This is a genomic window from Kiritimatiella glycovorans (assembly GCF_001017655.1).
Lineage (GTDB): Bacteria > Verrucomicrobiota > Kiritimatiellia > Kiritimatiellales > Kiritimatiellaceae > Kiritimatiella > Kiritimatiella glycovorans.
The window spans coordinates 1,729,147-1,753,823 of the sequence record NZ_CP010904.1 but is presented as its reverse complement, the minus strand read 5'-3'; the positions used below and the strand labels follow the sequence as shown (position 1 = coordinate 1,753,823).

Annotated in this window: 18 protein-coding genes; 11 read left to right on the top strand and 7 right to left on the bottom strand. The window is 63.8% G+C overall.

What is annotated here, in order from left to right; genetic code table 11:
* Positions 1–54: 54 nt before the first annotated feature.
* Positions 55–2,001 (bottom strand): sulfatase, encoded by a 1,947-nt coding sequence (locus L21SP4_RS07240; RefSeq protein WP_052882027.1) that lies wholly within the window; start codon positions 1,999–2,001, stop codon positions 55–57.
* A gap of 79 nt (positions 2,002–2,080) precedes the next feature.
* The gene (locus L21SP4_RS07235) at positions 2,081–4,417 is read right to left on the bottom strand and encodes a glycoside hydrolase family 65 protein (RefSeq protein ID WP_052882026.1); all 2,337 of its coding nucleotides are present in this window, start codon (positions 4,415–4,417) and stop codon (positions 2,081–2,083) included.
* 809 nt (positions 4,418–5,226) lie between these two features.
* On the opposite strand from L21SP4_RS07235, the gene ltrA reads away from it, so the two are divergent.
* Positions 5,227–6,558 (top strand): group II intron reverse transcriptase/maturase, encoded by a 1,332-nt coding sequence (gene ltrA, locus L21SP4_RS07230; RefSeq protein WP_052880802.1) that lies wholly within the window; start codon positions 5,227–5,229, stop codon positions 6,556–6,558.
* 164 nt (positions 6,559–6,722) lie between these two features.
* On the opposite strand, the gene L21SP4_RS07225 is transcribed toward ltrA, so the two are convergent.
* On the bottom strand, positions 6,723–7,880 hold the full coding sequence (locus L21SP4_RS07225; RefSeq protein ID WP_052882025.1) for an AraC family transcriptional regulator: 1,158 nt from the start codon (positions 7,878–7,880) through the stop codon (positions 6,723–6,725).
* A gap of 320 nt (positions 7,881–8,200) precedes the next feature.
* Between L21SP4_RS07225 and L21SP4_RS07220 the strand changes: the two genes are divergently transcribed.
* The 3 genes from L21SP4_RS07220 (at position 8,201) to L21SP4_RS07210 (ending at position 11,514) form a co-directional block, all read left to right on the top strand.
* Entirely contained in the window at positions 8,201–8,425 is a 225-nt protein-coding gene (locus L21SP4_RS07220; protein WP_052882024.1) for a DUF433 domain-containing protein, read from the top strand.
* Positions 8,422–8,754, top strand: coding sequence for a DUF5615 family PIN-like protein (locus tag L21SP4_RS07215; RefSeq protein ID WP_052882023.1), 333 nt, complete (start codon positions 8,422–8,424; stop codon positions 8,752–8,754). The genes L21SP4_RS07220 and L21SP4_RS07215 overlap by 4 nt, the downstream gene beginning before the upstream one ends.
* Before the next feature lie 222 nt (positions 8,755–8,976).
* On the top strand, positions 8,977–11,514 hold the full coding sequence (locus L21SP4_RS07210) for an alpha-L-rhamnosidase-related protein (RefSeq protein ID WP_052882022.1): 2,538 nt from the start codon (positions 8,977–8,979) through the stop codon (positions 11,512–11,514).
* A 6-nt stretch (positions 11,515–11,520) separates the two neighbouring features.
* Here the strand turns inward: L21SP4_RS07210 and L21SP4_RS07205 are convergent, their stop codons facing one another.
* From L21SP4_RS07205 to L21SP4_RS07190, 4 genes are read right to left on the bottom strand one after another with little or no spacing between them, the layout of a single operon-like run.
* Complete coding sequence (locus L21SP4_RS07205) at positions 11,521–12,087, bottom strand: hypothetical protein (RefSeq protein WP_052882021.1); 567 nt, start codon at positions 12,085–12,087, stop codon at positions 11,521–11,523.
* Positions 12,084–13,445, bottom strand: coding sequence for a sulfatase family protein (locus L21SP4_RS07200; RefSeq protein ID WP_052882020.1), 1,362 nt, complete (start codon positions 13,443–13,445; stop codon positions 12,084–12,086). The genes L21SP4_RS07205 and L21SP4_RS07200 overlap by 4 nt, the downstream gene beginning before the upstream one ends.
* Positions 13,442–14,242 carry a hypothetical protein gene (locus tag L21SP4_RS07195; protein WP_052882019.1) on the bottom strand — a complete coding sequence of 267 codons (801 nt, stop codon included), beginning with the start codon at positions 14,240–14,242 and terminating at the stop codon, positions 13,442–13,444. The genes L21SP4_RS07200 and L21SP4_RS07195 overlap by 4 nt, the downstream gene beginning before the upstream one ends.
* A gap of 18 nt (positions 14,243–14,260) precedes the next feature.
* Positions 14,261–15,691, bottom strand: a complete 1,431-nt coding sequence (locus tag L21SP4_RS07190) for an MFS transporter (RefSeq protein WP_052882018.1) — start codon at positions 15,689–15,691, stop codon at positions 14,261–14,263.
* A gap of 653 nt (positions 15,692–16,344) precedes the next feature.
* On the opposite strand from L21SP4_RS07190, the gene L21SP4_RS07185 reads away from it, so the two are divergent.
* The 7 genes from L21SP4_RS07185 (at position 16,345) to leuD (ending at position 24,665) form a co-directional block, all read left to right on the top strand.
* Positions 16,345–17,073 (top strand): SDR family NAD(P)-dependent oxidoreductase, encoded by a 729-nt coding sequence (locus L21SP4_RS07185; RefSeq protein WP_052882017.1) that lies wholly within the window; start codon positions 16,345–16,347, stop codon positions 17,071–17,073.
* Positions 17,074–17,132: 59 nt separating this feature from the next.
* On the top strand, positions 17,133–19,055 hold the full coding sequence (speA, locus tag L21SP4_RS07180) for a biosynthetic arginine decarboxylase (RefSeq protein ID WP_052882016.1): 1,923 nt from the start codon (positions 17,133–17,135) through the stop codon (positions 19,053–19,055).
* Complete coding sequence (locus L21SP4_RS07175; protein WP_052882015.1) at positions 19,045–20,247, top strand: saccharopine dehydrogenase family protein; 1,203 nt, start codon at positions 19,045–19,047, stop codon at positions 20,245–20,247. The genes speA and L21SP4_RS07175 overlap by 11 nt, the downstream gene beginning before the upstream one ends.
* A 223-nt stretch (positions 20,248–20,470) precedes the next feature.
* A complete protein-coding gene (gene nspC, locus L21SP4_RS07170) occupies positions 20,471–21,643 on the top strand; it encodes a carboxynorspermidine decarboxylase (protein ID WP_201774608.1) in 1,173 nt (390 codons plus the stop codon).
* 3 nt (positions 21,644–21,646) lie between these two features.
* Positions 21,647–22,492, top strand: coding sequence for an agmatinase (gene speB, locus L21SP4_RS07165; RefSeq protein WP_052882013.1), 846 nt, complete (start codon positions 21,647–21,649; stop codon positions 22,490–22,492).
* Between the two features lie 138 nt (positions 22,493–22,630).
* Positions 22,631–24,034 carry a 3-isopropylmalate dehydratase large subunit gene (leuC, locus tag L21SP4_RS07160; protein WP_052882012.1) on the top strand — a complete coding sequence of 468 codons (1,404 nt, stop codon included), beginning with the start codon at positions 22,631–22,633 and terminating at the stop codon, positions 24,032–24,034.
* 1 nt (position 24,035) lies between these two features.
* The gene (gene leuD, locus L21SP4_RS07155) at positions 24,036–24,665 is read left to right on the top strand and encodes a 3-isopropylmalate dehydratase small subunit (protein ID WP_052882011.1); all 630 of its coding nucleotides are present in this window, start codon (positions 24,036–24,038) and stop codon (positions 24,663–24,665) included.
* The last annotated feature ends 12 nt before the right edge of the window (positions 24,666–24,677 follow it).

The window sequence follows — 24,677 nt, the reverse complement described above, 5'->3', positions numbered from 1 at the left end:
AATATCGATATGCATATGATGTTTAATAAAAAAAACAATGCCATGGGGTGGCTCTCATTCGTAGGCCATCCTGTAGAGCCGGATGGCGCGTACCTCGATGTAGTCGGGTTGGGTCGAGGGATCGTAGTGACCGCCCATGTTGAGATGCGTAGGCGCGGCCAGGCTGAACGATTCCGGCTCGTGGCCGATCTCGAACACCCCGGTGAGCGTGTGCCACGAGCCGTCCCGCTTCGGGAAGAATTCGACCGTCGTGGTCCGGCTTTTACGGTCGTGGCAGCTGAACCGGATTCTCCCTCCCGTGGCCACCTTCAGTTCCACCTGCACGGCATACCGCCCGGCGGTGAGCCCTTCCGCGTCCGCCGTACCGGCGACCGGGTAGACGCCCCCGGATTTCATGCGCAGCACCCCGCGGTCGCGCGCGAGCGTGATCATCCGCCGGGCGCGCCACGAACTGTTCGCTGCACCGGGTTCCCATTCGCGTACGGGGGAGAGGTCGCGGGGGAGGATCTCCCCGGAGACCTGACGCGGAATGACGTAATCCGGGTCGTACTGCGAGTTGGGTGTGGGGAGGGCGATGCCGGTGTCCTTGAGCCAGCCCGCGAGCGTCTTCTGCAGGGCGGCGAGCACTTCAGGGTTCCGGTCGGCCAGGTTCCGGCTTTCGCCGGGATCGTCCCCGACATGATAGAGTTCCGGCGGCAGGCCGAAATTCCGTACCAGACGCCAGGGGCCGCGCTGCAACGCGGCGACCGGAACGACCGGGGTCGCGTCGTCGCCCAGCAGCGCGGTCACGTTGTACCAGAAGAGTGGGCGCCGCCCGAGATCCGGCTGCCGTCCGGTGGTCAGCAGGGGTTTCAGGCTGATCCCGTCCGTGGGCTGTTCTTCAGGGAGCGGGACGCCCGCGATGTCGAGAATCGTGGGATAGAAATCCATGATGCACACGGGGAGATCTGACCTGGCGCCCTGCACGGCACCCGGCCAGTGGATGGCCATCGGTACCCGCAAGCCGCCGAGATAAGTGTAGCGTTTCTCGCCGCGGTAGGGGTCCACGGAGGTGATCGGGACCGATCCGAAAAGCTCACGCCCCCCGTTATCGGAACTGAGCAGGATCACCGTCCGATCCCGGATGCCCAGTTCCTCCAGCGTCTCCAGGACGCGGCCGACGCCCTGGTCGACGACGTCAAGCATGGCGGCGTAGGTGGGGTTGAGCGACGCGTCGCCGATTCGTTCCTTCTTTTCGCGGTAGTACTGCACTTCTTTTTCGGGTGCCATGATCGGGGTGTGCGGCGCGTAATGCCACAGCTGCACGTAGAAGGGCCGCTCGCGGTTCGCGCGAATGAAGTCGAGCGTCTCATCGGTCAGTCGGCGGGTCAGGTACTCGCCCGGCTTCGAGTCCACGTCGCCGGGCAGACCCTGAAACGGGGCGAAGTAATTCTTAATCGCGCCCGTCGTCTCCGCGCCGCCGAAATTGACGTCGAAGCCCTCGCTCTCCGGCGTCACGTCGCCGCCGACATTGCCGAAGTGCCATTTTCCGATATGGGCGGTAGCATAGTCCTTGCTCTTGAGCATTTCCGCAATGCTGGCGAACTCGGGGCGCTGTTGGGTCCACGCCGGCGCCCAGGTCGGGGAGTAGGGCGCATTGGGGCGCGGCATATCGGGGCGGTTGAGTTCTCCGCGCCGCGTCCAGGCCGTGCGCGCGGGCCACTGGCCCGTCAGCATGCTCTGGCGCGAGGGAGCGGAAAAGGGGTGGGTGGCATGGGCCGCGGTAAAGATCATGCCCTGTTCGGCGAGCCGGTCGATGTGGGGCGTCTCTATGTACGGATTGCCGGTAAACCCGAGGTCGCGCCAGCCGGCGTCGTCGAGCAGGATGACGATAAAATTCCACGGCCGGTTTGCCTTGAGCGACGCGTTCACGGCCGCCCGCGAGATCGTCTGGAGCCCCAGTACGATCAGAGCGATCATAATGCCCGTTCGTGTTCGCACGCCTTTCATCATCGATCTCATGCCTCTTCCTCCGGGTTTTACGCTTTTACGTACTGAACTCGATGTATACAGGGAACGCGCAGGTTGGTACGACGGGCCGTCACGAGGCGTGGCCGGTCAGTTCCTTCGTCTCACCGGCGCGCACTTCATCCGTGCGGCCGAACCCGCCTATGCGAACCGGGGCCGGATTGCTTTCGTCGGCGCGGATCTCGACCCCGCCTGACCGGACCGCGGCATCGACGGCCTGTCCCCGAAAATGCAGGCGGAACGAAATGGCCCCCCATTCTTCAGGCAGATGGGGGTCGAAGTACAGCGTGTCGCCGCGTAATTCCAGCCCGGCGAACCCGTAGATCGCCGCCTGCCACAGGCCCCCGCAGTTGCCGATGTGAATACCTGCTTCCGAGTCGTTGTTGTAGTCCTCGAAATCGAACGATCCGGCCAGCCGGAAATAGTACCGCGCGCGCTGGACGAGGCCGATCTTCGCGGCCGCCAGGGCGTGGATAGAGGGGCTGAGCGACGAGCCGTGCAGAATGAATCGTTCGTAGTAATCCCAGTTGGCGACCCAGTGCCGTCGCTCGAACTGTTCGGGGAAGAGCGTGAGCAGCAGGATGACGTCCGGCTGCTTGATCCCCTTGCAGCGATGATACTCCGCCCCCGGCCCGCCCCAGTCCGAACCCACGCGCTCCCAGTCGTCCTGCAGGTCGAAGAACCCGTCGCACTGCGGGATCAGCCCCGTCGTCTCGTCCACGGGCCGGAACATTTTCTGTCCGGCCTCGCGCCAGCGGGCCGGCTCGCCGTCGCGGAGCTGCAGGCGGGCCTCGAGTTCTCGCGCGCGGTCTGCGTCTTCCGCGCGCAGTGCGTCGAGCGCATCGGCGGTGCGGAGCAGCACCTCCGCCGTCGTCCAGTTGGTGTAGGCGTTGTTGTTCGTGATCGGATGGTACTCGTCGGGGCCGCCGACGCCGTGAATCTCGTAACGATCCTCCGCCTCGTGGCGGACCAGGCGCTGCATCATGTAGCGGCTGCTCTCCACGGCCGCTTCCAGCCCGTGGCGGTAGAGGAATTCGCGGTCGCCGGAGGTGGCCGCGTAGCGGAAGATGGAATGGGCGACGTCGGGTACGACGTGGATCTGGGTGCGGCTGCAGTTGATGGATACGGGCGCGTGCTCGTGGCCCGAGACCGAACTCTGCCACGGGTAGCGCGCGCCTTCGCGGCCTTCGGATTGCGCATATTCGCGGGCGGCGTCCAGCATCCGGGTCCGGTAGCGGTGGTGGGAGCGCGCGTATTCCGGGAGTGCCCACTGGTAGAAGGGCGCGAGATTGATGTCGTCGTCCCAGAACACACATCCCCCGTAGCCGTAGCCGCTCAGCGATTTTGCGGCGATGCTCACCGAAGAGTCGGGGTGGGGAGAGGCGATGATCAGATGAAAGATCGCAAACCGGATCATGCGCTGGTCGTCGGGACCGTTTTCGATGCGGATGTCCGTCTCGCGCCAGAGACGCCGCCAGGCCTCGGCGTGTGAGCCGAACGCTGCGTCGTAGCCCTCCGCCGCCGCGCGGTCGGCCAGCTCGACCGCGGCCTCGGCGGGATCGTCGAGGTCCGGATCCCGCGACGAGTACAGCGCGCAGCTTTTTTCGAGGACGACCGTCTCGCCTTTCGCGACCTCCAGGCGGGTGGATGCGGTGTGCCGGCGCAGTCGTTCGCCGCGCGACCACGCGGGATCGGCCGGCCGGCCGTCTGCGAGGATGCGGTGCCGCACGGCCTGGAACACCGATACGCCGGTGCTCGGGAGCGTGCTCCTGAGCGTGAACCCGTCTTCGGCTTCTTCGTGTATGGTGTCTTCGCAGGTGTCGTTCAGGCCGGCATCGATGCCCGAACGGAAGGCGAGGACGGCATCGTGATTCTCGGGCGTGACGCAGATCCGCTGCATGATCAGGTGACGGCGGTCCATCCCGCAGAAGCGGCGGAACTCGAAGCGCGTGATGCGCCCCTCGCCGTCGTCCCGGCGCACGGTGCGCACCAGTTCCCCCGTGCGCAGATCGAGCCGGCGGCGGTATTCGAGCAGCTCGCCGTCCCAGAGACGGAACGGGCGGTCATGGACCTGCATCTGTACGAAGAGGGGATCGGGGAGATTCTGGATTTCGCAGATCTCCTCGGGGGTGGTCATCGCCTCCTCGTCGAAGATGTATTGCTTGCGGCAGAAGGTATCGGCGCGACAGAACTGCTTACGCAGGCGACGATGGAAGACCCCGGCCACGAAGAGCCCCTGGACGTCCTTCGTGCCCAGTTCCTCGTAACTCCCGCGCAGGCCCATGTAGCCGTTGCCGATGCAGTACTGCGTCCCGCCGAGCGGTTCACGGGCCGGGTGGTACGAGTGCTCTTCGATTGTCCAGCCCGCCGCGTCCGCCGAGGCCGCGATGTCTTTTTCTCCGTCCGTCATACGCTCCCGATCCGGTTCCGGCATAAAGAGTGCACCGTACACGATACGTGGAGACTCGCGGCGCCGCTATATGCATATGCGTGTTTGGGTTAATAAATTCCACTCGCGGGGAAAGGTGCTCCGAACGCTGAACGACGGATACCACGGTATGGCCGGACTGTGGTCAGAGGAAAAAGAGGACCACGGATTACACGACGGATAAGATCCTGCCCCGCCCCGTTCACGTTTCCGATTCCACTCCTCTGCGAGCCCGGCGTCTTTGCGCGATTCAATAACAGAGCGAGTCGGAGTCCTGTTCACCCATTATCCGTGCCCTTCGGTGCGCCAAGCAAAGCTTGGCTGTTTCTAACTGAATGAAAGGAGTCAGTCGTGTGAATTGATCGTTGCACATGTAGCCGACCCAGCGGTGATCGGGGGTAACCCCGGCGTCGAAGCCTGGGAAGGCGAACGCGCGAGCCGTAGCGAAAGCGAACTTGATTCAGCCTCGTTACACAAGTCGAGGGCGGCCAGCCTATCGGATATGATGAAGCCAGCACTTGTCGGGAAGGAACGGTCATATGCACCGGCAAGGCCCTCCGGGGTAACAAGAGACGGCGCGCGCAGAAAGAACAGCCAGGAACTTGGGAGGCCCGCCGTGATGTCGGGTAAGCCGACAAGCCCGTGGGGGAATCAATAACCTCGGGGGTGATCGCGTGCGGGAGTCGGAGAGGCTCGTAGTAGTGATGAAGCGGGGTAATGCCCGTGGAGCGAAGGGGTCTCGGCGGAAGACGAGCTGAGTAAGAAGCGCGGGGGACTGATTGGTGAAACCTATGACAGAAGAAGCGACGGAGTACTATCGCATTGACGACAGACTCTTGCCGCCGAAACTCGCCGCGCTGAGACAGAAGCTGAGTCAGAAGGCCAAACAGGAGAAGCGGTTTCGCTTCTACAGTCTCTATGGCCACATTGGCCGGGCCGACACTCTGCTGGCGGCATGGAAACATGTACGCGCTAACGGCGGAAAAGAAGGCCCCGATGGTGTGACCATCGAGGACATCGAACAGAGTCAAGGAGGAGTCGAAGCCTTCTTGGCGGATATTGAACGCAGCCTGAAGGATCGAACCTACCGTGCTGGAAAAGTGCGGCGGGTCTACATCCAGAAGGTGAACGGGAAACTCCGTCCCTTGGGAATACCCTCGGTGCGGGATCGGGTCGTGCAGACCGCTACGGTTCTGATATTGGAACCGATCTTTGAAGCTGACTTCAAGGACTGCTCCCATGGGTTCCGGCCTGAGCGCTCGGCGCATGATGCGTTGAAGGCGATTGGGCAGGAGCTCCGGCAAGGGCGGTGTGCGGTGTATGATGCGGATCTGGCCGGCTATTTCGACAGTATTCCACACGACAAGCTCATCGCTTGTGTGCAGATGCGTGTCACCGACCGGTCCGTGCTGAAGCTGATCCGAATGTGGCTGAAAGCGCCGGTAGAGGAAACGGAGAAAGGCAAACCGCCGACCGTGAAGCGCAACGACAAGGGCACGCCGCAAGGCGGGGTCATTTCGCCGCTTCTGGCCAACATCTATCTGCACTGGTTCGATGCGGTGTTTTACCGCAAAGACGGACCGGCACGGTGGGCGAAGGCCAAACTGGTGAGGTACGCCGATGACTTCGTGGTCCTCGCCCGGTATATCGGTCCGCAACTCGAAGCGTTCATCGAAGCCAAGATAGAAGGGTGGCTCGGGCTGAAGATCAACCGGGACAAGACCCGGATACTCGATGCTCGGGAACCGGGGCAGACGCTGGACTTTCTCGGATATAGCTTCCGCTATGACCGGGACCTCGGCGGACGCCCGTGCCGGTACTGGAACCTGACACCGTCGCGGAAAGCGCTCCAACGGGAACGTGATCGGCTTCGGGAGATGACCGGACCGGAACAATGCTTCAAACCTCTGCCGACGGTGATCGACGAACTCAACATGCAAATGCGAGGATGGGCAAACTACTTTTCGCTGGGTTATCCGCGTGTGGCATTCCGCCACGTCAATGGATACGTGCGACAGCGTCTCACGCGACATGCGAAACGACGCAGTCAGCGCGGCTACTGGCCCCCTGAAGGTATGAGCTACTACGCGCATTTCAAGAACATGGGACTGATCTACCTGTGAAACCATCCAACAAATGCCTTCCGCGAGAGCCGGATGCGGGAAATCCGCATGTCCGGTTCGACGAGGGGGAGGGCAGTCCGCGGTCATTGGCTATACGCCTCTCATCCCGTGGCTCCCTCTCTACTCTACTGGTCCTCTTCTCCCGTGGACGGCTTTCAGCGATGCTACGTGACGCGGACGCGCCGCCGGTACTGGGAGGGGGACTGGCCGGTGATCTCTTTGAAGACGGTGCTGAGGCGGATATCGCTGCTGAAGCCGCACTTCTCGGCGATTTCCAGGATCGATTCGTCGGTGTCCGCGAGAAGCTGCCGGGCGCGCACGATCCGCTGTCGGCGGATCTCGACGAGCGGGGTGCGGCCCAGCTCGGTCTTGAATTTGCGTTCAAGCAGGGTGCGGGACACAAAGACGTGACGCAGGAGATCCTCGACCTTGATCGGTTCGGTGAGGTGTTCCCGGATGAAATCGAGCGCCTTGGCCACCACGGCGTCCCCCACACGGAAGACGTCGGTGGACTGCCGGCTGACCAGTCCCATCGGCGGAAGCTCGTGACCGCGCTGTTCCTGCTTTCTTTGATCGAGTCGCTGGTCGAGCAGTTCCGCCGCCTCGTACCCTACACGCTCGAAGGGGATGCGGACGCTCGACATCGGGGGATTGCAGACGTGGCAGAGCATCTCGTCGTTTCCCGCGCCGAGGACGGCGAATTCTTCCGGAACGCGGTATTCCTGCTGCCGGCAGAACTGGATGAACTGAAAGGCCTCCCAGTCATTGCAGGCGAAAACCGCGGCTGGTTTCTCCATTTGTTCGAGCCACTTACGTTTGCGCCGATCGATGTTCACCCGCTCCCGGCGGGTCTGACTGTAGAAGCGGGTGCGGTAGAGAAAGGTATCACACGCATATCCCTGTTCATTGAGCGCGTGTTCGAAGGCCTCCGCACGCTGGATGGAGAACTCATGCTCCCGGTTGCCGATGAACGCGAACGACCGGAGCCCGCGCTCGGCGAAATACTCCGCCGCCATTCTCCCCACCGCGTCTTCATCAATGGTCACAAACGGCCGCCGCCGGTCGTCCGGCCGGGCCAGAATGCATACCCAGGGACGCCGGTAATGAGGGATCTCCACGGGGTCGGCCGTATCGAGCAGGCTCGAGATGATCCCGTCCGGCTGCCATTCCTTGAGATCGTCGTACAGGACGGGCGAATCGGACTGCACGAGGTGCAGCACCCATTGGGGATGCTGCCGGGCGAACCGCGAAATCCCGGCCAGTACCCGGGCTCCGTAGCCGTGCCACGGCACTACCACCGCCACCTTTCTCGTTCCCGGCATGCTGTCCCCCGCCCGCAGGTAATGTGCTCAAACCGTGAAACTACCCACTGTATTTCCACAGCTCAAGTCAAGAGTTCAGGGCCGTACGGTTATGGAAATGCTCGCTGCCGGGATCGGGGTTCACCATCAAGAGCATGAAGGTGGGTTCGGGGGGCAAGGGTGAACATAATTCGTACTCGTCAGCTCGGCAGATCGGTAGCCCATGGCGTGGAACGGGATCTGGATACTGGCCGGGGGTGGGGCGGAGAGGACCTGTCCGCTGCGCCGCGGTCGTAAAATGGGATTGCGCGCAGGGGTGTCGCCGAGGTAGAATTTACGATATGGATTATACGAAGATCATCACCATAGAAACCGGCAAACGCTGTGGTAAGCCTTGTATCCGTGGCATGCGGATTACGGTGACAGACGTTCTGGAGTACCTTGCTTCCGGGATGACCGTTCAGGAGATTCTGAACGACTTCCCTGAGCTTACGGAAGAAGATATACGCGCGTGTCTGGCCTTCGCGGCGGCAAGGGAAAAGCGACTGGTTGCGGCGGTGGCATGAAGCTGCTGTTTGACCAGAACCTGTCATTCAAGCTGGTGCAGCGGTTGACGGTTTCATTTCCCGGATCGAAGCATATCAGGGACTTTGCTCTTGTGCGCGAAATGGATGAATCGATTTGGGTCTTTGCGGCAAAGAATGGGTTTACCATCGTCTCAAAGGATTCGGATTTCGTGCATCTTTCGATGGTGCAAGGGCATCCGCCCAAGGTAGTACATGTTCGTTTCGGCAATTGTTCCACAAATACGATTTTGGATCGAATGATTGCGCATGAACACGCGATCAAAGAGTTTATTTCCGACTCAGACGAGTCTTTTCTGGTCCTTGAGTAGATTTTTATGGAAATCTGTCCGACCCGGCGCGTCCGGAGATCGCGCCCTACCCGAGAGACGCAAGCCGAACCCGTGCGTGAAGGTAGGGACGGACCTCCGGGCCGTCCGCAAAGCCGGCGCGCCCGGAGATCGCGCCCTTAAATGATACCTTGCGGACTAAAATTCCGGTAGTTCCCTCTTTATTCCCGGATAGCTGATTGCCTCTAAACCATTAGCCGAAATATGAAATCCGATATGGATCTGGAGCTGCGGGTCGTGGATGATCGCCTGCCGTCTGCGCACGAAGCGCAGCGAACACGGAGGGTCACGGAATACATGGGCGGAGCAGATTCAGCGGGGGAGTGTTTCAGAAGCGGGCGCGCGCAGTGGATCTGGTCGCGGGAAGGCATTCACGAACGCCCCGAAAAGGGATCGCCGTCGCACTACGAGGTGCGGCGCTTCCGCCGCACGTTTGAGCTGGAGTCGGTCGAGGGTAAACGCTGCGCGGCGGCGATCTCGGCTGACAGCCGCTACCGGCTCTACTGCAACGGCGTCTCCGTCGACCGCGGGCCGGCAAAGGGCGACGTGGTTCACCAGTGCTATCGCGAACTCGACCTGACCCCGCACCTGCGGCCCGGGCGAAATGTGATCGCCGCGCTGGTCATGGATATGTCGCCGGTTCGTTGCTGGCCGCCCGAGCTGGGTGCGCCATGTTCGGTGATGAGTTTCGCCGGAGGACTGATCCTCGAAGGCGCGGTCACGGATGAATCCGGAGCGGACATCGAGCGGCTCGATACGGATGCGCAATGGAAGGTGGATATCGATCGCGCCTTCAGCTTTCATAACGAAGGGTGTCCTTACGGCGGTTTTGTCGGCTATTTCGAGCGCTTCGACGCCCGTGCCGAACCCGCGGGCTGGGCGCAGCCTTCCTTCGACGACGGCGAGTGGGCCGCGGCGCGTGAACTCTATCCGGGCACCCGCTTCGACGACCGGCGCGATGCGCCTTCGCCCTATGGGCTGCTTCCCGAAATGACCGCGCCGATGTTCGAGAGCGATCCGCGGCTGCCGGGCGAGGTTTTTCTCCCGGGCGGTGAGGAGCCGGATGAGGCCTGGCGGCGGTTCGCCGGGGGCGAGGCCCTGGAAGTGCCCGCCCGCAGCGAGGTCACCGTGCTCTTCGACGCCGGCGCGTTGCAGACCGGGTATCCGGTGCTGGAGACGGAGGGAGGGCAGGGGGCGTCGGTCCGCCTGCGCTATGCGGAGGCGCTGCGCCTGCCGTGGTCCACGCCCGGCGCGAATATTCTCGGCCGGCCCGTCGATATGTCCGGCGTCTCGACCGGATACGCCGACGAGACCACGGGATGGACGTTCGATCACCGCGGAACGATGACGGGGTGGTACGACGAGATCACGCTGGATGGCGCGGCCCGGAGGTGGGAGCCGTTCCACTGGCGCACCTTCCAGTTTCTCGAACTGACGCTGAAGACGGGCGGGGAGCCCGTGACGATGGGGGGGCTGCGGTACCGTTTCTGCGCTCACCCGTTCGAAGACGAGGCCTGGTCGTTCACCTGTTCGGACGAGCGATTCAACCGGATGGCGGACATAAGCTGGCGAACCTTCCGCCTGTGTGCGCATGAAACGTTCGAGGACTGTCCGTATTACGAACAGATGCAGTATCCCGGCGATAACGTGATCACCTCGCGGATCAACATGCTGGCGGGCGGCAAGACGGATCTCAGCCGCCAGGCGCTGCACCACTTTGCCTGGTCGATTACGGCCGAGGGCATCACCCAGTGCCGCTATCCCTCCACGCTCCCGGTCGTGATCCCGTCGTGGAGCCTCCACACCGTCATGATGGCGGGCGACTATTACGAGTGGTCGGGGGATGCGGACACGATCCGCGAACTCATGCCGGCGATGCGGTCCATCATGGACTGGTTCGGACGGCACACGGACGACCGCGGTCTGCCGTCGCGGCTCCCGCACTGGAATATCGTGGACTGGTCGCCGCGCTGGGATCGCGGACAGCCGCCCGGCTGGGACCGCGGCCCGACGTGTATCATCAGCAGCCAGTACGTCTACACCCTGCGCGTGATGGCCGACCTGGAACGGGCGGTCGGAGAAACGGAGCGGGCCGATGCGCTCGATCGTCGTTCGGAAGACCTCGCCGGCGCCGTGTATGATTTGTTCTGGAACGCCGACCGCGGGGTCTACGAGGACTGCCCCGGCGGACCGGACGCGAGCCGGTACGGCCAGGCCTGGGCACTGCTGGCCGGCGCGGTTCCCGAAGCGATGCGGGAGACGGTGGTGGATCGCATGCTCGCAGACGACTCCCTGGACCCCGCTTCCTTTTTCGGCTGTTACTACCTGATTCGTGCGCTGCATGAGACCGGTCACTACGACCGTTTCCCGGAGGTCATCGACCGCTGGAACGAGATGATCGACGGCGGCTTGAGCACATGGGCGGAGGAGTTGACGTACTGGCGGTCGCTCTGCCACGCCTGGAGCGCCTTCCCGCTGCTCGAGTTTCTCGGCGGCGTGCTGGGCATCCGCGCGGGCCGGCCGGGGTTTGAAGAGATCGTGGTCGCCCCGCATCCCCTGCACCTCACCGCGGCCTCGGGTCATGTCACCACCCCGCGGGGCAGGGTAGAGGTGGCCTGGAAAGTCGAAAACGACGGACTGGATCTGCAGGTCCGCGGACCGGAAGACGTCCCGCTGCGCGTGATCCTGCCCGACGGCGCGGAACACCGGTCGAACGGCGGCGCGTTCCGCGTAACGGCCTGAGGCGAGTCAGGGCAGCGATTCGATGGTCACGTCATCGATCAGCAGGGCGCACTCTTCATCACGAATCGAACGGATCGTAAGGCGCACGTTCCCGGAAGCGGGGGCGGTAAAGGGTTCGCTGATAAGAAGATGAAAGGGGGGCCGGTAGTCGTGGCGGTCGCCGACGGGGGAAATCTTCACCGGGGATATAACTTCGGCGCCGTCGACCTCCACCCCCAGGACCGGTTCGGTCTCGGCGTAAAAGTAGCGCGCGTTCGCCCGCAGGCGTATACGGTATCTCTTATCGGGCTGAAGGCCGTCCACGGTCTGATGGAGCGCCCCGGCCGACTGGATCACGGCGACCTGTTTTCCCTGCGGTACCCGCCCGTTGTCGTGGAACGGCCGCTGTCGGCCGACCGGGTTCAGGCCGGCGCGGCCCTCCGTCTCCCAGCCTGTCATGGCGCCGTTGGCGCCGCCGGCATATCCCGGCGCCCGGGAGAAACGGTCGGTCTCGAAACTTCCGTTCTCGACCGGCGATCCCGCCGCGATCGAAACCGCCAGGAACGCCTGAGTGATGAAGAACCATGCACTCATGCTTTGTCCAGTCCGGCTTCGTATTCCTGCTGCAGGGTTCTCAGTGCGCGCAGCGTCTCGGCGTACTGCGGATCGCGGTAGAGATTGTTCGTCTCCAGCGGATCACTGCGCAGGTCGAAGAGCATTTCGACCGGGTCATCGCCGTAGCGCGCGTATTTGAACTCCGTCGTCCGCAGGTAGCGACCTTCGAACAGGAATTCGCCCGGCGCAAACTCCCGCGATTCCATCGGGTTGCCCTGCACGAGGGGAAACTGGTTCTGTCCGTTGACTCCGCCGGGCGGGGCGATCCCCGCCGCGCCGCAGAAGGTTGGAAACAGGTCGAGCGTCGAGCTGAGATGTTCGCGGTCCACGACCCCGGCGGGCAGGTGTTCGGGCGCGTACCAGATATACGGCACGGTCGTCGAACTCTCGAAGGGCGTCCACTTGGTGACCTTCTCCTGGCAGCCGGCGTGTTCGCCGTGGTCGGAGGTGAAGAGGACGATCGTGTCCTTCGCGTGCGGGGAAGACTCCAGCGCGTCCAGCAGGCGCCCGACTTCGGCGTCGAGCATCTCCACCTGGCGGAAATAGACGTGCCGGTACTGGGTCCAGTCGAGATCGGTCAGCCCCTCGAGATGGTTGTGCTGCGCGAGCCGGCGCGGCATCTCAGGCACGAGGTGGAGGTTGGGCGGCAGGGACGGCATAGCCTCCCGCAGCCCCTCGAACGGAACGCGGTCGTTCATGTAGTGACGCGCATTGAGTTTCCAGTGGCAGATGTCGTGCGGCTGTAGAAAGCCGGCCACGACCAGAAAGGGCTGGCTGGCGCGGACGGGACGGTTCCTGAGCCAGGCCGATACCGAACGCGAGACGAAGGGATCGACGAGGTCGCCCTCGCCGTGGCCGACGGGAAGGACGTCGAATCCGGGAATCCGGTGCGTATAGGGTTCCGGCAGATGCCATTTCCCGCAGTACATCGTCTCGTAGCCCTGCTGCCGGAACCACTCGCCCATGGTCGGCATGCCGTCTCGAATCGGAAGACCGTTGCGGATGACGCCCGTCTCGCAGGTCATGCGTCCGGTGAAGATCGTGCTGCGGTTGGGGCCGCAGACCGGATTGGTGCAGCAATGATTCGTGAACGACAAGCCACCCTGAACGAGGCGGTCGAGGTTCGGTGTGCGCGCATCGGTGCACCCGTAGGCGGACATGGCGTCGAGCCGGAGCTGATCGCAGACGATCAGCAGGATATTGGCCCGGCGGGTGCCCGTAAAAGAGGGCGCCCCGCCGGCCGCTCCGGCCGCGAGGGCCGCCGCGCCCGTTCCGGCGAGAAAGCCCCGGCGGGATAACGCCGCACCGTGATGATTCAATGCAGTCGTGGTGTTCATGTTTCCCTGATCCAGGCGTGGGTTCCGGCCGTCATGAAGAGCGGCCCCTCGCGTTTCGCGATCCAGTAGAACGTCGGAACGGAACCTTCTCCCGTGCGGCAGAAGGCGGTTACCTCCAGATCACGTCCGCCGTCGCGCACCTCGGAGGGTGAGCGCAGCGTGCCCGCGTCCAGTTCCCGCTCCTCCCACAGGAAGGCGCGTTTTCCGCCCAGCGCCATCGACCCCGTGCGGTGGATGTCGAGCCGCTGATCGTGCTTAAGGTGTTCGCCGTCCTCGATAAAATCGCAGTGGAGGGCCGAAAACGCTTCATCAGAGTTCATCCGGGCGAGGGCGGCCCAAGCGGTCCAGGGGAGCAGCGCCGGACGCAGGCGTGGAAGGCGTCGTTCTGACTTACCGGTCTTGAACACCCACTCCGCGGATTCGCGCCGACCCTCGAAGGCGTACTCCGTCAAAGGCAGCACCCGGCCGTCGGGGCCGCGCATCTCCGACTTGCCGTTCCAGCGCCGCAGGTCGGGCCAGCCCTCTCCGCCGCAGTGGATCTCGGCGTGGAGGAGGTTTTCGTAGTCGCCGGGGGCCTTTTTGACGTAGTCCACGCGCACGACGACTCCGTTCGCCCCGCGCTCGCTCCGGATCGTAAGGGTCCCGCTGCGCTTTGGCGCGGCCATGAACTCGTAGATCCCGAAGGTCAGGGTGTGATCCCGGCCGGGATCGTGCTCGCCGTCCGGCGGCGTGAAACCGTCCAGGACCGGACGGTAGAGCGCGAGCGAATACGCCTGGTTGAAGGGTATCGGGTTCATCGAGCTTTATAAGATTCGTCAGGCGGTCTCCGGGTTCTGTTCATGGTTTCTTCCCAGTTTCGCGCGGATGTCGTTGGCCATTTCCTCCGTGATGAAATATTTGCGGATCGCGATGATCGCGATGAGGAAGGCGAAGGCGGGAATAAAGGCGTTCGCCAGGCGCATTTTGACGATGGTGGTCGGGATCTGTCCCGTCTCCAGCGAGACGTCGAACCCGGTCCAGACGAGGGCGAAGCCGGAGGCGAGGATCGCCGCCGAGCTGCCCAGTTTGGTGAACCACCCGAACGCCGCCCCGAAGATGCCCTCCCGCCGACGGCGGCTGTGCATCTCGTCATAGTCGCAGACGTCGGCGATCATCGAGGGAGCCAGGATCCACAGACCTCCGATCGCGGGGGCGGAGAACAGCAGCGGCACGATCTGCAGATAGGGCATCTCGGGGGTGAGCATGAACCAGGTCGAGATGCTCCCGATGATCCCCAGAGAAAGAATCGTCATGAGCGCGCGGCGTTTACCGAGATGGGTCCCGAGCCACGAGACGGCCGGGACGGTGGCGATCGAGGCCGCCTGGTAGCAGGTGCCGACAATCCCCTGCAGCTGCGAAGCGAAATCCTGGTCGCCCGCGCAGACGTAATAGATATTCAGGTACAGACCGACCTGCATGATCGACATGACGCCGATGATGACGCTGACGCAGCAGAGCAGGATCAGCAGGAACGGTTTCGTGCTCAATGCCGCCTTGATGCTTTTCACGATCCCCGTCTTGGGCGGCCCGGCGCCGTGTTCGGCCGCGGAGGCGGTCAGGATGCGCTCGCGCAGGAATACCGCCGGGGTCAGCGCGCAGATCAGGATCACGACCCCGAATCCGAGCCCGACCCATTTCATGCCCTCGACGATGTCCGGGAAAACGGGGCGTTTGGTCAGCCAGAACATCCAGTTCATCGCCAGTCCGGCGGAGACGGAAAAGAACGCCTTGAAGCCCATCACGCGGGTCCGCTCGTTGTAGTCCGGCGTCAGTTCGAACCCGAGCGCAATGTACGGCACCAGGAAGATCGTCACGCAGGTGTAAAAAAGAAGCAGCATCCCGAGAAAGAAGAAGAAGTAGCCCATCTCCGAGAGCCCGGGGGGGAACCACCAGATGGCGGCGTACGAGATCGCCGTCAATATTCCGCCGAGGAGGATGAACGGCCGCCGCCTGCCGTGCCGGGAGCGGAAGTTGTCCGAAATCGACCCCATCACCGGGTCGGTGAAGGCGTCCCAGATGCGCGGGATCGTCATCGCCGTGCTGACCAGTGCGGGACTCACGCCGAGGCCGATATTGAGTACCGGGTTGGCGATGACGTTGAAGTTGTTCTGGAGGAAGCACTCGCAGAATCCGCCGAGGCCGTACGCGAATTTCCTGCTGCGCGGCAGACGCCCGGAGTTATCCTGTGGCGGCTTTTTCTGCGTCATCCAAAGGCTCTTCGTTTAACCCGTACACAATCCATCGCGGCATCTTAGGGCAGCCCGGCCCGCCCGTGAATATCGATTTGAGTTTATGAGCTAATGAAAAAAGTTCACGCAGGAGGCTCTTGCAGAACCCTTCGCGTCGCCCGCCTGCGGCGGTCGCCACGAAGAGAGAACGCACCATTTCTTTGCCTGTGCTCTTCTCATTCATCTTTGCGATTTACGGGTAGGGCGTGATCTCTCCGCCTTCGGCCCTTTATGCCTTCGGCGGACAGGCTAAGCGCGCCGCTCTTTTGCGGACGGCCTTCTGCTGTCCGGCAGAATCCCTACCTTCACATGATGAGCATGAAGGTGGGTTGAAGGGGGGGGGGAACGAAATCCGTACTCGTACTCGGTACGCGTACTCGGAGCGCCGAAGGCGCGATCCCATCCCCCGATTCAAGGAATTTGAGTACGAGTACCCCTTCGCTGAGTACGAGTACGAGTACGATATTCCCCCGGGTGTCCCCATGTTGAACTCAGGACAAAACGCCCCGCGACGCAAGCCGTCAGGCGCCGCGCTGCGGGGGGTGCAAGAGGCTCGCAGAACCGGGGCGTGCGCTCATTCCCATCCGGTTCCCGGTTCTGCTACAGTGTGCGCACAGTAAAGGAGTCGCATCATGGCCGGAACAATTATGATGTACGGCGGGACGGGAGGCATAGGCGAGGCCTGCGCCCGCGAGCTTCGCGGGCGGGGATACGGACTGCATCTCGTCGCGCGCAGCGAAAACAGGCTGCAGGCTCTGGCTGAAGAGCTGGAGGCGGGCTTTACGGCGGGAGATGTAAACGACACCGAAACCTTCGAGCGGGCCGCGGAGGAAGCCGGCCGCGAACTCGCCGGACTGGTGTACGCCGTGGGAACCATCAATCTCGGGAGTTTTTCCCGTCTGGGAAGAGAGGATTACGAGCGCGATTTCCGGGTTAATGCGCTGGGGGCCGCGCTGGCGGTGCGTTCGGCGCTGCCGGCGCTTAAACAGAGCGAACAGCCGGCTTCGGTCGTGTTCTTTTCGAGTGTCGCCGCGGCGCGCGGATTCAAGTGGCATGCCTCCATGGGTATGGCCAAGGCCGCCGTGTCGGGACTGACCGTATCGCTTGCGGCGGAACTCGCGCCCCAAGTCCGGATCAATGCCGTGGCCCCCTCGCTGACGCGTACCCCGCTCGCCGCGGGAATCCTTTCCAGCGAAAAGACGGCCGCGGCGATCGCCGCCGGGCACCCCCTGCCGCGCCTGGGGGCGGCGCAGGACATCGCGGCGCTGACCGCCTTTCTGGTGTCGTCGGACGCGGACTGGATCACGGGCCAGGTCATCGGGGTCGACGGCGGCCGGTCGACGATTGCGGGGCAGGGGTGAAGATTTGCTTGGCGGCGCCGGCGGCGCGCCAGTAAAAGGGCGTGTTTCCGGAGGGGTCCATGACGGTCGATACGACAGCAGCCGAATCCTGGGGCGTACGGGACGCGCGCGAAGTGTACGGGGTCCGCAACTGGGGCGCCGGGTATTTCGATGTCTCGGACGGCGGGGAAGTGCTCGTCTGTCCCGACGGGTCCCCCGACGGCGCGCGGTTGAGCCTGAGGGCCGTCATCGAAGACCTGGAAGAGCGCGGCGTGGCGATGCCGGTGCTGCTCCGGCTCGAGGATATTCTCGCCTCAAGGATCCGAACCCTGAACGAAAGCTTCGCGCGCGCGATCCGCGAGGCCGGCTACCGTGCCGGGTTTCGCGGCGTATACCCGATCAAGGTCAATCAGCAGGCGCAGGTGGTGGCCGCGGTCGCACGCTACGGGGCTCCGTACCACTACGGCCTCGAGGCGGGCAGCAAGGCGGAGCTGATCGCGGCGATGTCGGTGCTGCGCGATCCCGAGGCGTTGCTTATCTGCAACGGCTACAAGGACGAGGAGTTCATCGACCTCGGCCTGTATGCCCGCAAACTCGGCATGTCCTGCGTCCTGGTTATCGAGTCGCCCGGCGAACTTCCGATCATTCTCCGGCGCGCCGCGGCGCTGGGCGTGCGTCCGAGTCTCGGGGTGCGCATCAAGCTCTCCAGCAGCGCCGGAGGGCGCTGGTCGGAGTCCGGCGGGGACCAGAGCGTGTTCGGACTCAACACGGCGCAGGTCGTGAATCTCGTCGATGAACTCCGCGAACGCGGCATGCTCGACGGTCTGCACATGCTGCACTACCACGTCGGATCCCAGATCCCGAATATCCGCGACATCCGCAACGCCGTGCGCGAGGCGGCCCGGGTCTATGCGGGCCTGGTCCGGGAAGGGGCGCCCATGGGGCTGCTCGATCTCGGCGGGGGGCTGGCCGTGGATTACGACGGTTCGCATACCGACTTCTCCAGCAGCCGCAACTACAGCATGGACGAATATACGGCCGATATTATCGAGGGTGTGATGTCGATCATGAACGAGGCGGGCATCGACCATCCCGATATCGTGACGGAGTCCGGACGCGCCATCACGGCTTACTACTCGGTCCTGCTCTTCAACGTGCTCGATGTGAGCCGGTTCGAGTGCTCGCCGCCGTCCGGCGCGCTTCCGGAGGATTCGCATGAGTCCCTTCGCAGCCTGGCGTCGATTCCGGAAACCATGACGGCCCGGAACGTGCAGGAGTGTTATCACGACGCCCTGTACTACCGTGACGAGATACGCCAGCTCTTCCAGCACGGATCGCTCGGACTGCGGCAGCGCGCGGTCGCGGAACAGCTTTTCTGGCACCTCATGATGAAGGTGGTCGATACGATCCGCGGCATGGAGTACGTGCCGGATGATTTCGAGGGGCTGGGTCAGCGGGTGGCGGATGTCTACTACGGAAACTTCAGCGTGTTCCAGTCGCTGCCCGACGCATGGGCGATCGATCAGCTCTTCCCGGTCATGCCGCTGCACCGGCTCGACGAGCGCCCGGCACGGGAAGGGATGATCGCCGACATCACCTGCGACTGCGACGGCAAGCTGGACCGCTTCATCGATCTGCACGATGTGAGGCGTACGCTTCCGCTGCACGAACTCCGGGACGGCGAAGAGTACTACCTCGGCATCTTTCTGGTCGGGGCGTACCAGGAGACGCTCGGAGACCTGCACAATCTGCTGGGGGATACGAACGTCGTCAGCGTGCATATGGATGAGGACGGCAGCGTGGAGTACGTGCGCGATGTCGAAGGCGACGCGGTGGCGGACGTGCTGGATGTGGTGGAGTATCAATCCAAGGATATGGTCGCCGGCATGCGCAGACTCGCCGAGCAGGCGGTGCGCGCGAAACGCATCACCCCGCGTGAAAGCCGGGACATCGTCAACGCGTACGAAGCGGGACTGAGGGGGTATACCTACTATGAGAGATAAATCCGGGGTGTTGATGATCGGAGCCGGCGGGGTCGGCGGGGTGGCCGCGCATAAAGTCGCGGCGCACCCGGAGGTGTTCGGAGACCTCGTCCTCGCCAGCCGCACGCGCGAAAAATGCGAGGCGGTCGCGGCGCAACTGCCCCGCCCCGTCACGACGGCGGAGGTCGATGCGGAGCACGGGCCCGAACTCGTCGAGCTGATCCGCCGCCACCGGCCGTCGCTGGTCATGAACCTGGCCCTCCCGTACCAGGACCTGGCGATCATGGATGCGTGCCTGCAGTGCGGGGTCGATTACCTCGACACCGCGAACTACGAGCCCCGCGACACCGCAAAATTCGAGTATTCCTGGCAGTGGGCCTACGACGAAGCATTTCGCAAGGCCGGCCTGATGGCCCTGCTGGGATCGGGGTTTGATCCGGGCGTGACGAGCGTGTTCTGCATGTACCTCCGCAAGCATTACTTCGACGAGCTGCACGCGATCGATATCGTCGACTGCAACGCGGGAGCCCACAACCAGCCGTTCGCTACCAACTTCAACCCGGAGATCAATATCCGCGAAGTCACCGCGAAAGGTTGCTACTGGGAAAACGGGCAGTGGAGAGAGACCGACCCGCTCTCGGTCCGCCGGTCGTTTGACCTCCCGGAGGAGCTGGGCGGAATGAATATCTATCTCATGTATCACGAGGAACTCGAGTCCCTGGTGAAACATGTCCCGGGGCTGCAGCGCGCGCGGTTCTGGATGAGCTTTTCGGATGCGTATCTCAAACATCTCGAGGTCCTGCAGAATGTGGGTATGACGCGCATCGATCCCGTGGACTATCGGGGACAGCAGATCGTTCCGCTCCAGTTCCTCAAGGCCGTGCTGCCGGAACCGGCTTCGCTCGGACCCGAAACCCGGGGCAAAACCTGTATCGGATGCATCGTCAGCGGGATCAAAGACGGCGAGCCGCGCACCTGCTACATCTACAACATCTGCGATCACCAGCAGTGCTACCGCGAAGTGCGCGCCCAGGCGATCTCGTATACCACCGGGGTTCCGGCGATGGTGGGCGCGAAACAGATGATCGAAGGGACCTGGCGCGGCGAAGGGGTGTTCAATATGGAACAGTTCGACCCCGACCCGTTCATGGCGGATCTCGAAAAGTACGGGTTGCCGTGGACGGTGCAGGAAGGGGCCGAACCGCTCCCCTGAGGCCGCAAAAGGGCACAGAAGAGGGGAATGAGAAAAACGGCCACAAAAAGGCACAGGAGACACAGAAGAGAGGTGCCTTTTCCGGCTGTGAAATAAGTGGCTTCTTCTGTGGGATCTTCTGTGCGTCTTGTGCTTTTTTGTGGCTTCTTCTGTATTTCTTGTGCTTCTTTGTGGCACTTCTTTTCTTGCTGCCCCTGTGCTTTTTTCGTGGCTCATGGAGACGATGACGAATCAACGCCCTATATCACCGCTGTACATCGTGGACGAGGATCGGCTGCGCGCGAATCTGAGGACGCTGGCGGCGGTCAGGGAGCGCACCGGCTGCCGGATCCTGCTCGCGCTCAAGGCGTTCGCGCTGTGGCGACTCTTCCCGCAGATGCGCGCGTATCTCGACGGAGTCTGCGTCAGTTCACCCTGGGAGGCGCGACTCGGACGCGAGGAATTCGGCGGCTATGTCCACGCCTACGGTCCCGCCTGTGATGACGCGGGATTCCGCGAGCTGGAGAAGTACTGCGACGCGATCAGCTTCAATTCGCGGTCGCAGTGGGAGCGCTTCGCAAGACCCGCCCGCCGGGCGGGAAGCGCGGTGAGTTACGGTTTGCGCGTCAATCCCGAACACTCCACCCAGCCGCCCGGACACGCCCTCTACGATCCCTGCCGTCCGGACTCGCACCTCGGTCTCAGGCGCTCGCAGTGTGAAGGGATGGATTTTGGCGAGATAGACGGGCTGCACATGCATACGCTCTGTGAACAGGGCGCGGAGGCGCTTGAGGTCACGCTGGACGCCCTGCACGGGAAATTCGCCGATATACTGCCCGCGATGCGCTGGCTCAACCTCGGCGGCGGACACCACATTACACGCGGGGATTACGATGTCGATCTGCTCTGCCGGCTGATCGACCGCGCCCGCGACCTCTACGGCGTGGAGGTTATTCTCGAGCCGGGCGAGGCCGTTGTGCTCCATGCCGGCGTGCTGCTCTGCACGGTGCTGGATGTGATTTCCGCGGGGAACCGCGAGGTCGCGGTGCTCGATATCTCCTGTACCTGCCACATGCCGGACGTACTCGAGATGCCGTACAGGCCCCGCGTGGCGCTGATGGAACGCGGCGGAAGTTTTCCCGGCGCCGACGACCCGCGCGGCGGAAGGGAAGGGCGGCATGCCGTGCGGCTGGCGGGCCACAGCTGCCTCGCCGGCGACGTGATCGGCGACTACGCGTTCCCGCGACCGCTGCGCGTCGGAGACCGGCTGGCGTTCGAGGACATGGCCCACTACACGATGGTCAAGACCACGTTTTTCAACGGCGTGCGCCATCCGTCGATCGCCGTCCGCCGCGACGGGCGGATCGTGATGCTGCGTGAGTTCACGTATGAAGACTACAAGTCGAGGCTGGGGTAAATCATGAGCAGGGAGATCCCGGACTTTCTTGAATCCGAACTGAGTCCGCGGCCGGCGGAGCAGTGCCTGTTTCATGTGATCCCCGCGCCGCTGGAGGAGACGGTGTCGTACGGTGGGGGTACGCGCAACGGGCCGGAGGCGATCCTGCGCGCCTCCACGCAGCTTGAGGCGTTCGATGAAGGCCTCTGCGCCTGCGAACGGGGGATCCACACCGCTGCGGCCGCCGGCGATCCGGACGCCGTCAGGCGGACGGCGGCGAAGGCGCTCCGGTGCGGGGCCGTGCCGGTCCTGCTCGGCGGCGAGCACAGCGCCACCCTCGCCCCGCTGAAGGCGCTCAGGGACGAGGGCGTATCGTTCGGCCTGGTGCAGTTCGATGCGCATGCCGACCTGCGCGACTGCTACGAAGGGCGCCGCGACAGCCATGCCTGCGTGATGCGGCGGGCGATCGAGGATCTCGATCTCCCGCTCTTTCAGATCGGCGTGCGCGCGATGTCGCCCGGGGAGCACGAGCTGCGGCGCGAACGGGCCATTCCGCACCTGGACGCCGAATCGATCGCGGCCGGCGGTGTGCCCGCGCCGCTCCTGCCCGCGACCTTTCCCGGGCATGTGTACATCACGTTTGACGTCGATGCGCTCGACCCCTCGCTGATGCCCGCCACGGGTACGCCCGAGCCCGGCGGGCTCGACTGGTGGACCGCCCGGCGGCTGATTCGTGCCGTGACCGCCGGTCGCCGCGTGGTCGGCATCGATGTCGTCGAACTGGCCCCGATTCCCGGAATGCATGCCCCGGACTTCACCGCCGCGCGGCTGACCTACGCCCTGATAACCGCTGCCGCGGATAACGCCTGATGAAGCCGCCGTCCTGTTTTGGAGCCGGGTCGTGATCCGATGCTTCCGAGGACTCAGCCTGCGGGTGTTTTGTGCGTGATTGCAGCGGGGTGTATCGCTATACTTCCCCGCTCAATTCATGAAGCAAAGCAGGGAGTCATGGAACCACAGACCCTTTTCGATAAGGTATGGAACCGTCATGTCGTGACCGAGCTGGGCGGCGGCGAGCAGCTGCTCTACGTCGACCGGCACCTCGTCCATGAAGTCACCAGCCCGCAGGCATTTGAAGGCCTGCGGCTGAAAGGACGCCGGGTGCGCCGTCCGGAGCGGACGTTCGCGACGATGGATCACAACGTGCCCACCGGCGCGGATCGGCTCTGTGTCCGCGACGAGGTCTCCCGCGCCCAGATCGAAGCGCTCGACCGCAACTGCGGCGAGTTCGGCGTCCGGCTCTTCGGGCTCGGCGACGACCACCAGGGCATCGTCCACATCATCGGCCCCGAACTCGGCATCACGCTTCCGGGCCAGACGGTTGTCTGCGGCGATTCCCATACGGCCACCCATGGCGCGTTCGGTTCGCTCGCCTTCGGTATCGGCACCTCGGAGGTGGAACACGTCCTCGCCACGCAGACGATCCGTCAGCGCAAACCGGCGGTCAACCGGGTCCTCTTCATGGGCGATCTTCCCGGGGGCTGCGGGGCCAAGGACCTGATCCTCCGGTTTATCGGACTCTACGGGACCGCCGCCGGGACCGGGGCGGCCTTCGAGTTCTGCGGCCCGGCGGTGCGGACGCTCTCGATGGAGGGCCGGTTCACGATATGCAACATGGCCATCGAGGCCGGCGCGCGGACCGGCATGATCGCGCCGGACGAAATGACCTTTGATTACCTGCGCGCGGAGGAGCGTCCCTACGCTCCCGGAGGCGCGGCGCTCGATCGGGCGATCGAAGACTGGCGTACGCTGACCACCGACGAGGGCGCACACTTCGACCACGAGCTGGAGGTCGATTTGTCGTCGCTCGAACCCCAGGTCACCTGGGGCACCAGTCCCGGCATGGTGACGGGGGTGAACGGACGCGTCCCGCAGCTCGACGAGGTCCCGAACTACCGGCCCGCCGATGTGCAGCGCGCGCTGGACTACATGGGGCTGAAGCCGGGGCAGGCGATCGGCGATATCGAGGTCGATACGGTGTTTATCGGGAGCTGCACGAACGGCCGCATCGAGGATCTGCGCGAGGCGGCGGAGGTGATGAAGAACCGCCGTGTGGCACAGGGCGTGCGCGTCCTGGTCGTGCCCGGATCAGAGCGCGTCCGCCATCAGGCTGAACAGGAGCGGCTCGACCGGATCTTTGTGGAGGCCGGCGCGGAATGGCGGTACGCCGGCTGCAGTATGTGCCTCGCCATGAATCCCGACCGCCTCGAGGCCGGCGAACGCTGCGCCTCCACCTCCAATCGCAACTTCGAGGGCCGCCAGGGCATGGGCGGCCGCACCCACCTGGTGAGTCCGCGTACCGCCGCGGCGGCGGCCGTAAGCGGACGATTCACCGATCCGAGGGAGTTCTGACATGGAACCGTTGACCACCTTTCGCGGAACGATGGCGGGGATCGATCGTGCAAATATCGACACCGATGCGATCATCCCCAAGGAACACCTGAAATCGGTCAGCCGTGAGGGCTTCGACCGCGCCCTGTTCGCCGAGTGGCGCTACCGGGATGACGGATCGCCGGACCCGGAATTCGTGCTGAACCGGCCGGAGAATCAGAACGCGCGCATCCTCGTCGCCGGCTCCAACTTCGGCTGCGGATCGAGCCGCGAACACGCCGTGTGGGCCCTGCAGCAGTATGGGCTGCGGGCGATCGTCGCCCCCTGGCAGGGCGCGGGAGAAGACCGCACGCCCGCCTTCGCGGATATCTTCCGCAACAACGCCCTCAATAACGGGCTGCTGCCGATCGAACTCCCGCCTGAAGAGGCGGAGGAGATCTTCAATCGACTGAAGGCGTCGCCGGGGATCGAGGGTTCGGTCGATCTTGAAGCCCAGGTGCTCACGGTGCATGATGCGGGCGGAGAGGCCACGTACAGGTTTGCGATCGAGGACACGGTGCGCGAACGCCTCCTGCGCGGCGAGGATCTGATCGACCTCACGCTCCGTCACGAGCATGCAATCACGGAGTATGAATCGGGGCATTCCGAGTGACCTCCGAAAGGG

Bases quoted from the DNA above. Each gene is read 5' to 3' on its own strand.
- speA (WP_052882016.1), top strand. From the start codon at position 17,133: ATGACGGTCGATACGACAGCAGCCGAATCCTGGGGCGTACGGGACGCG.
- nspC (WP_201774608.1), top strand. From the start codon at position 20,471: ATGACGAATCAACGCCCTATATCACCGCTGTACATCGTGGACGAGGAT.
- L21SP4_RS07225 (WP_052882025.1), bottom strand. From the start codon at position 7,880: ATGCCGGGAACGAGAAAGGTGGCGGTGGTAGTGCCGTGGCACGGCTAC.
- L21SP4_RS07240 (WP_052882027.1), bottom strand. From the start codon at position 2,001: ATGAGATCGATGATGAAAGGCGTGCGAACACGAACGGGCATTATGATC.
- L21SP4_RS07195 (WP_052882019.1), bottom strand. From the start codon at position 14,242: ATGAACCCGATACCCTTCAACCAGGCGTATTCGCTCGCGCTCTACCGT.
- L21SP4_RS07200 (WP_052882020.1), bottom strand. From the start codon at position 13,445: ATGAACACCACGACTGCATTGAATCATCACGGTGCGGCGTTATCCCGC.
- L21SP4_RS07190 (WP_052882018.1), bottom strand. From the start codon at position 15,691: ATGACGCAGAAAAAGCCGCCACAGGATAACTCCGGGCGTCTGCCGCGC.
- ltrA (WP_052880802.1), top strand. From the start codon at position 5,227: ATGACAGAAGAAGCGACGGAGTACTATCGCATTGACGACAGACTCTTG.
- leuC (WP_052882012.1), top strand. From the start codon at position 22,631: ATGGAACCACAGACCCTTTTCGATAAGGTATGGAACCGTCATGTCGTG.
- L21SP4_RS07235 (WP_052882026.1), bottom strand. From the start codon at position 4,417: ATGACGGACGGAGAAAAAGACATCGCGGCCTCGGCGGACGCGGCGGGC.
- speB (WP_052882013.1), top strand. From the start codon at position 21,647: ATGAGCAGGGAGATCCCGGACTTTCTTGAATCCGAACTGAGTCCGCGG.
- L21SP4_RS07205 (WP_052882021.1), bottom strand. From the start codon at position 12,087: ATGAGTGCATGGTTCTTCATCACTCAGGCGTTCCTGGCGGTTTCGATC.
- L21SP4_RS07175 (WP_052882015.1), top strand. From the start codon at position 19,045: ATGAGAGATAAATCCGGGGTGTTGATGATCGGAGCCGGCGGGGTCGGC.
- L21SP4_RS07220 (WP_052882024.1), top strand. From the start codon at position 8,201: ATGGATTATACGAAGATCATCACCATAGAAACCGGCAAACGCTGTGGT.
- L21SP4_RS07215 (WP_052882023.1), top strand. From the start codon at position 8,422: ATGAAGCTGCTGTTTGACCAGAACCTGTCATTCAAGCTGGTGCAGCGG.
- L21SP4_RS07185 (WP_052882017.1), top strand. From the start codon at position 16,345: ATGGCCGGAACAATTATGATGTACGGCGGGACGGGAGGCATAGGCGAG.
- leuD (WP_052882011.1), top strand. From the start codon at position 24,036: ATGGAACCGTTGACCACCTTTCGCGGAACGATGGCGGGGATCGATCGT.
- L21SP4_RS07210 (WP_052882022.1), top strand. From the start codon at position 8,977: ATGAAATCCGATATGGATCTGGAGCTGCGGGTCGTGGATGATCGCCTG.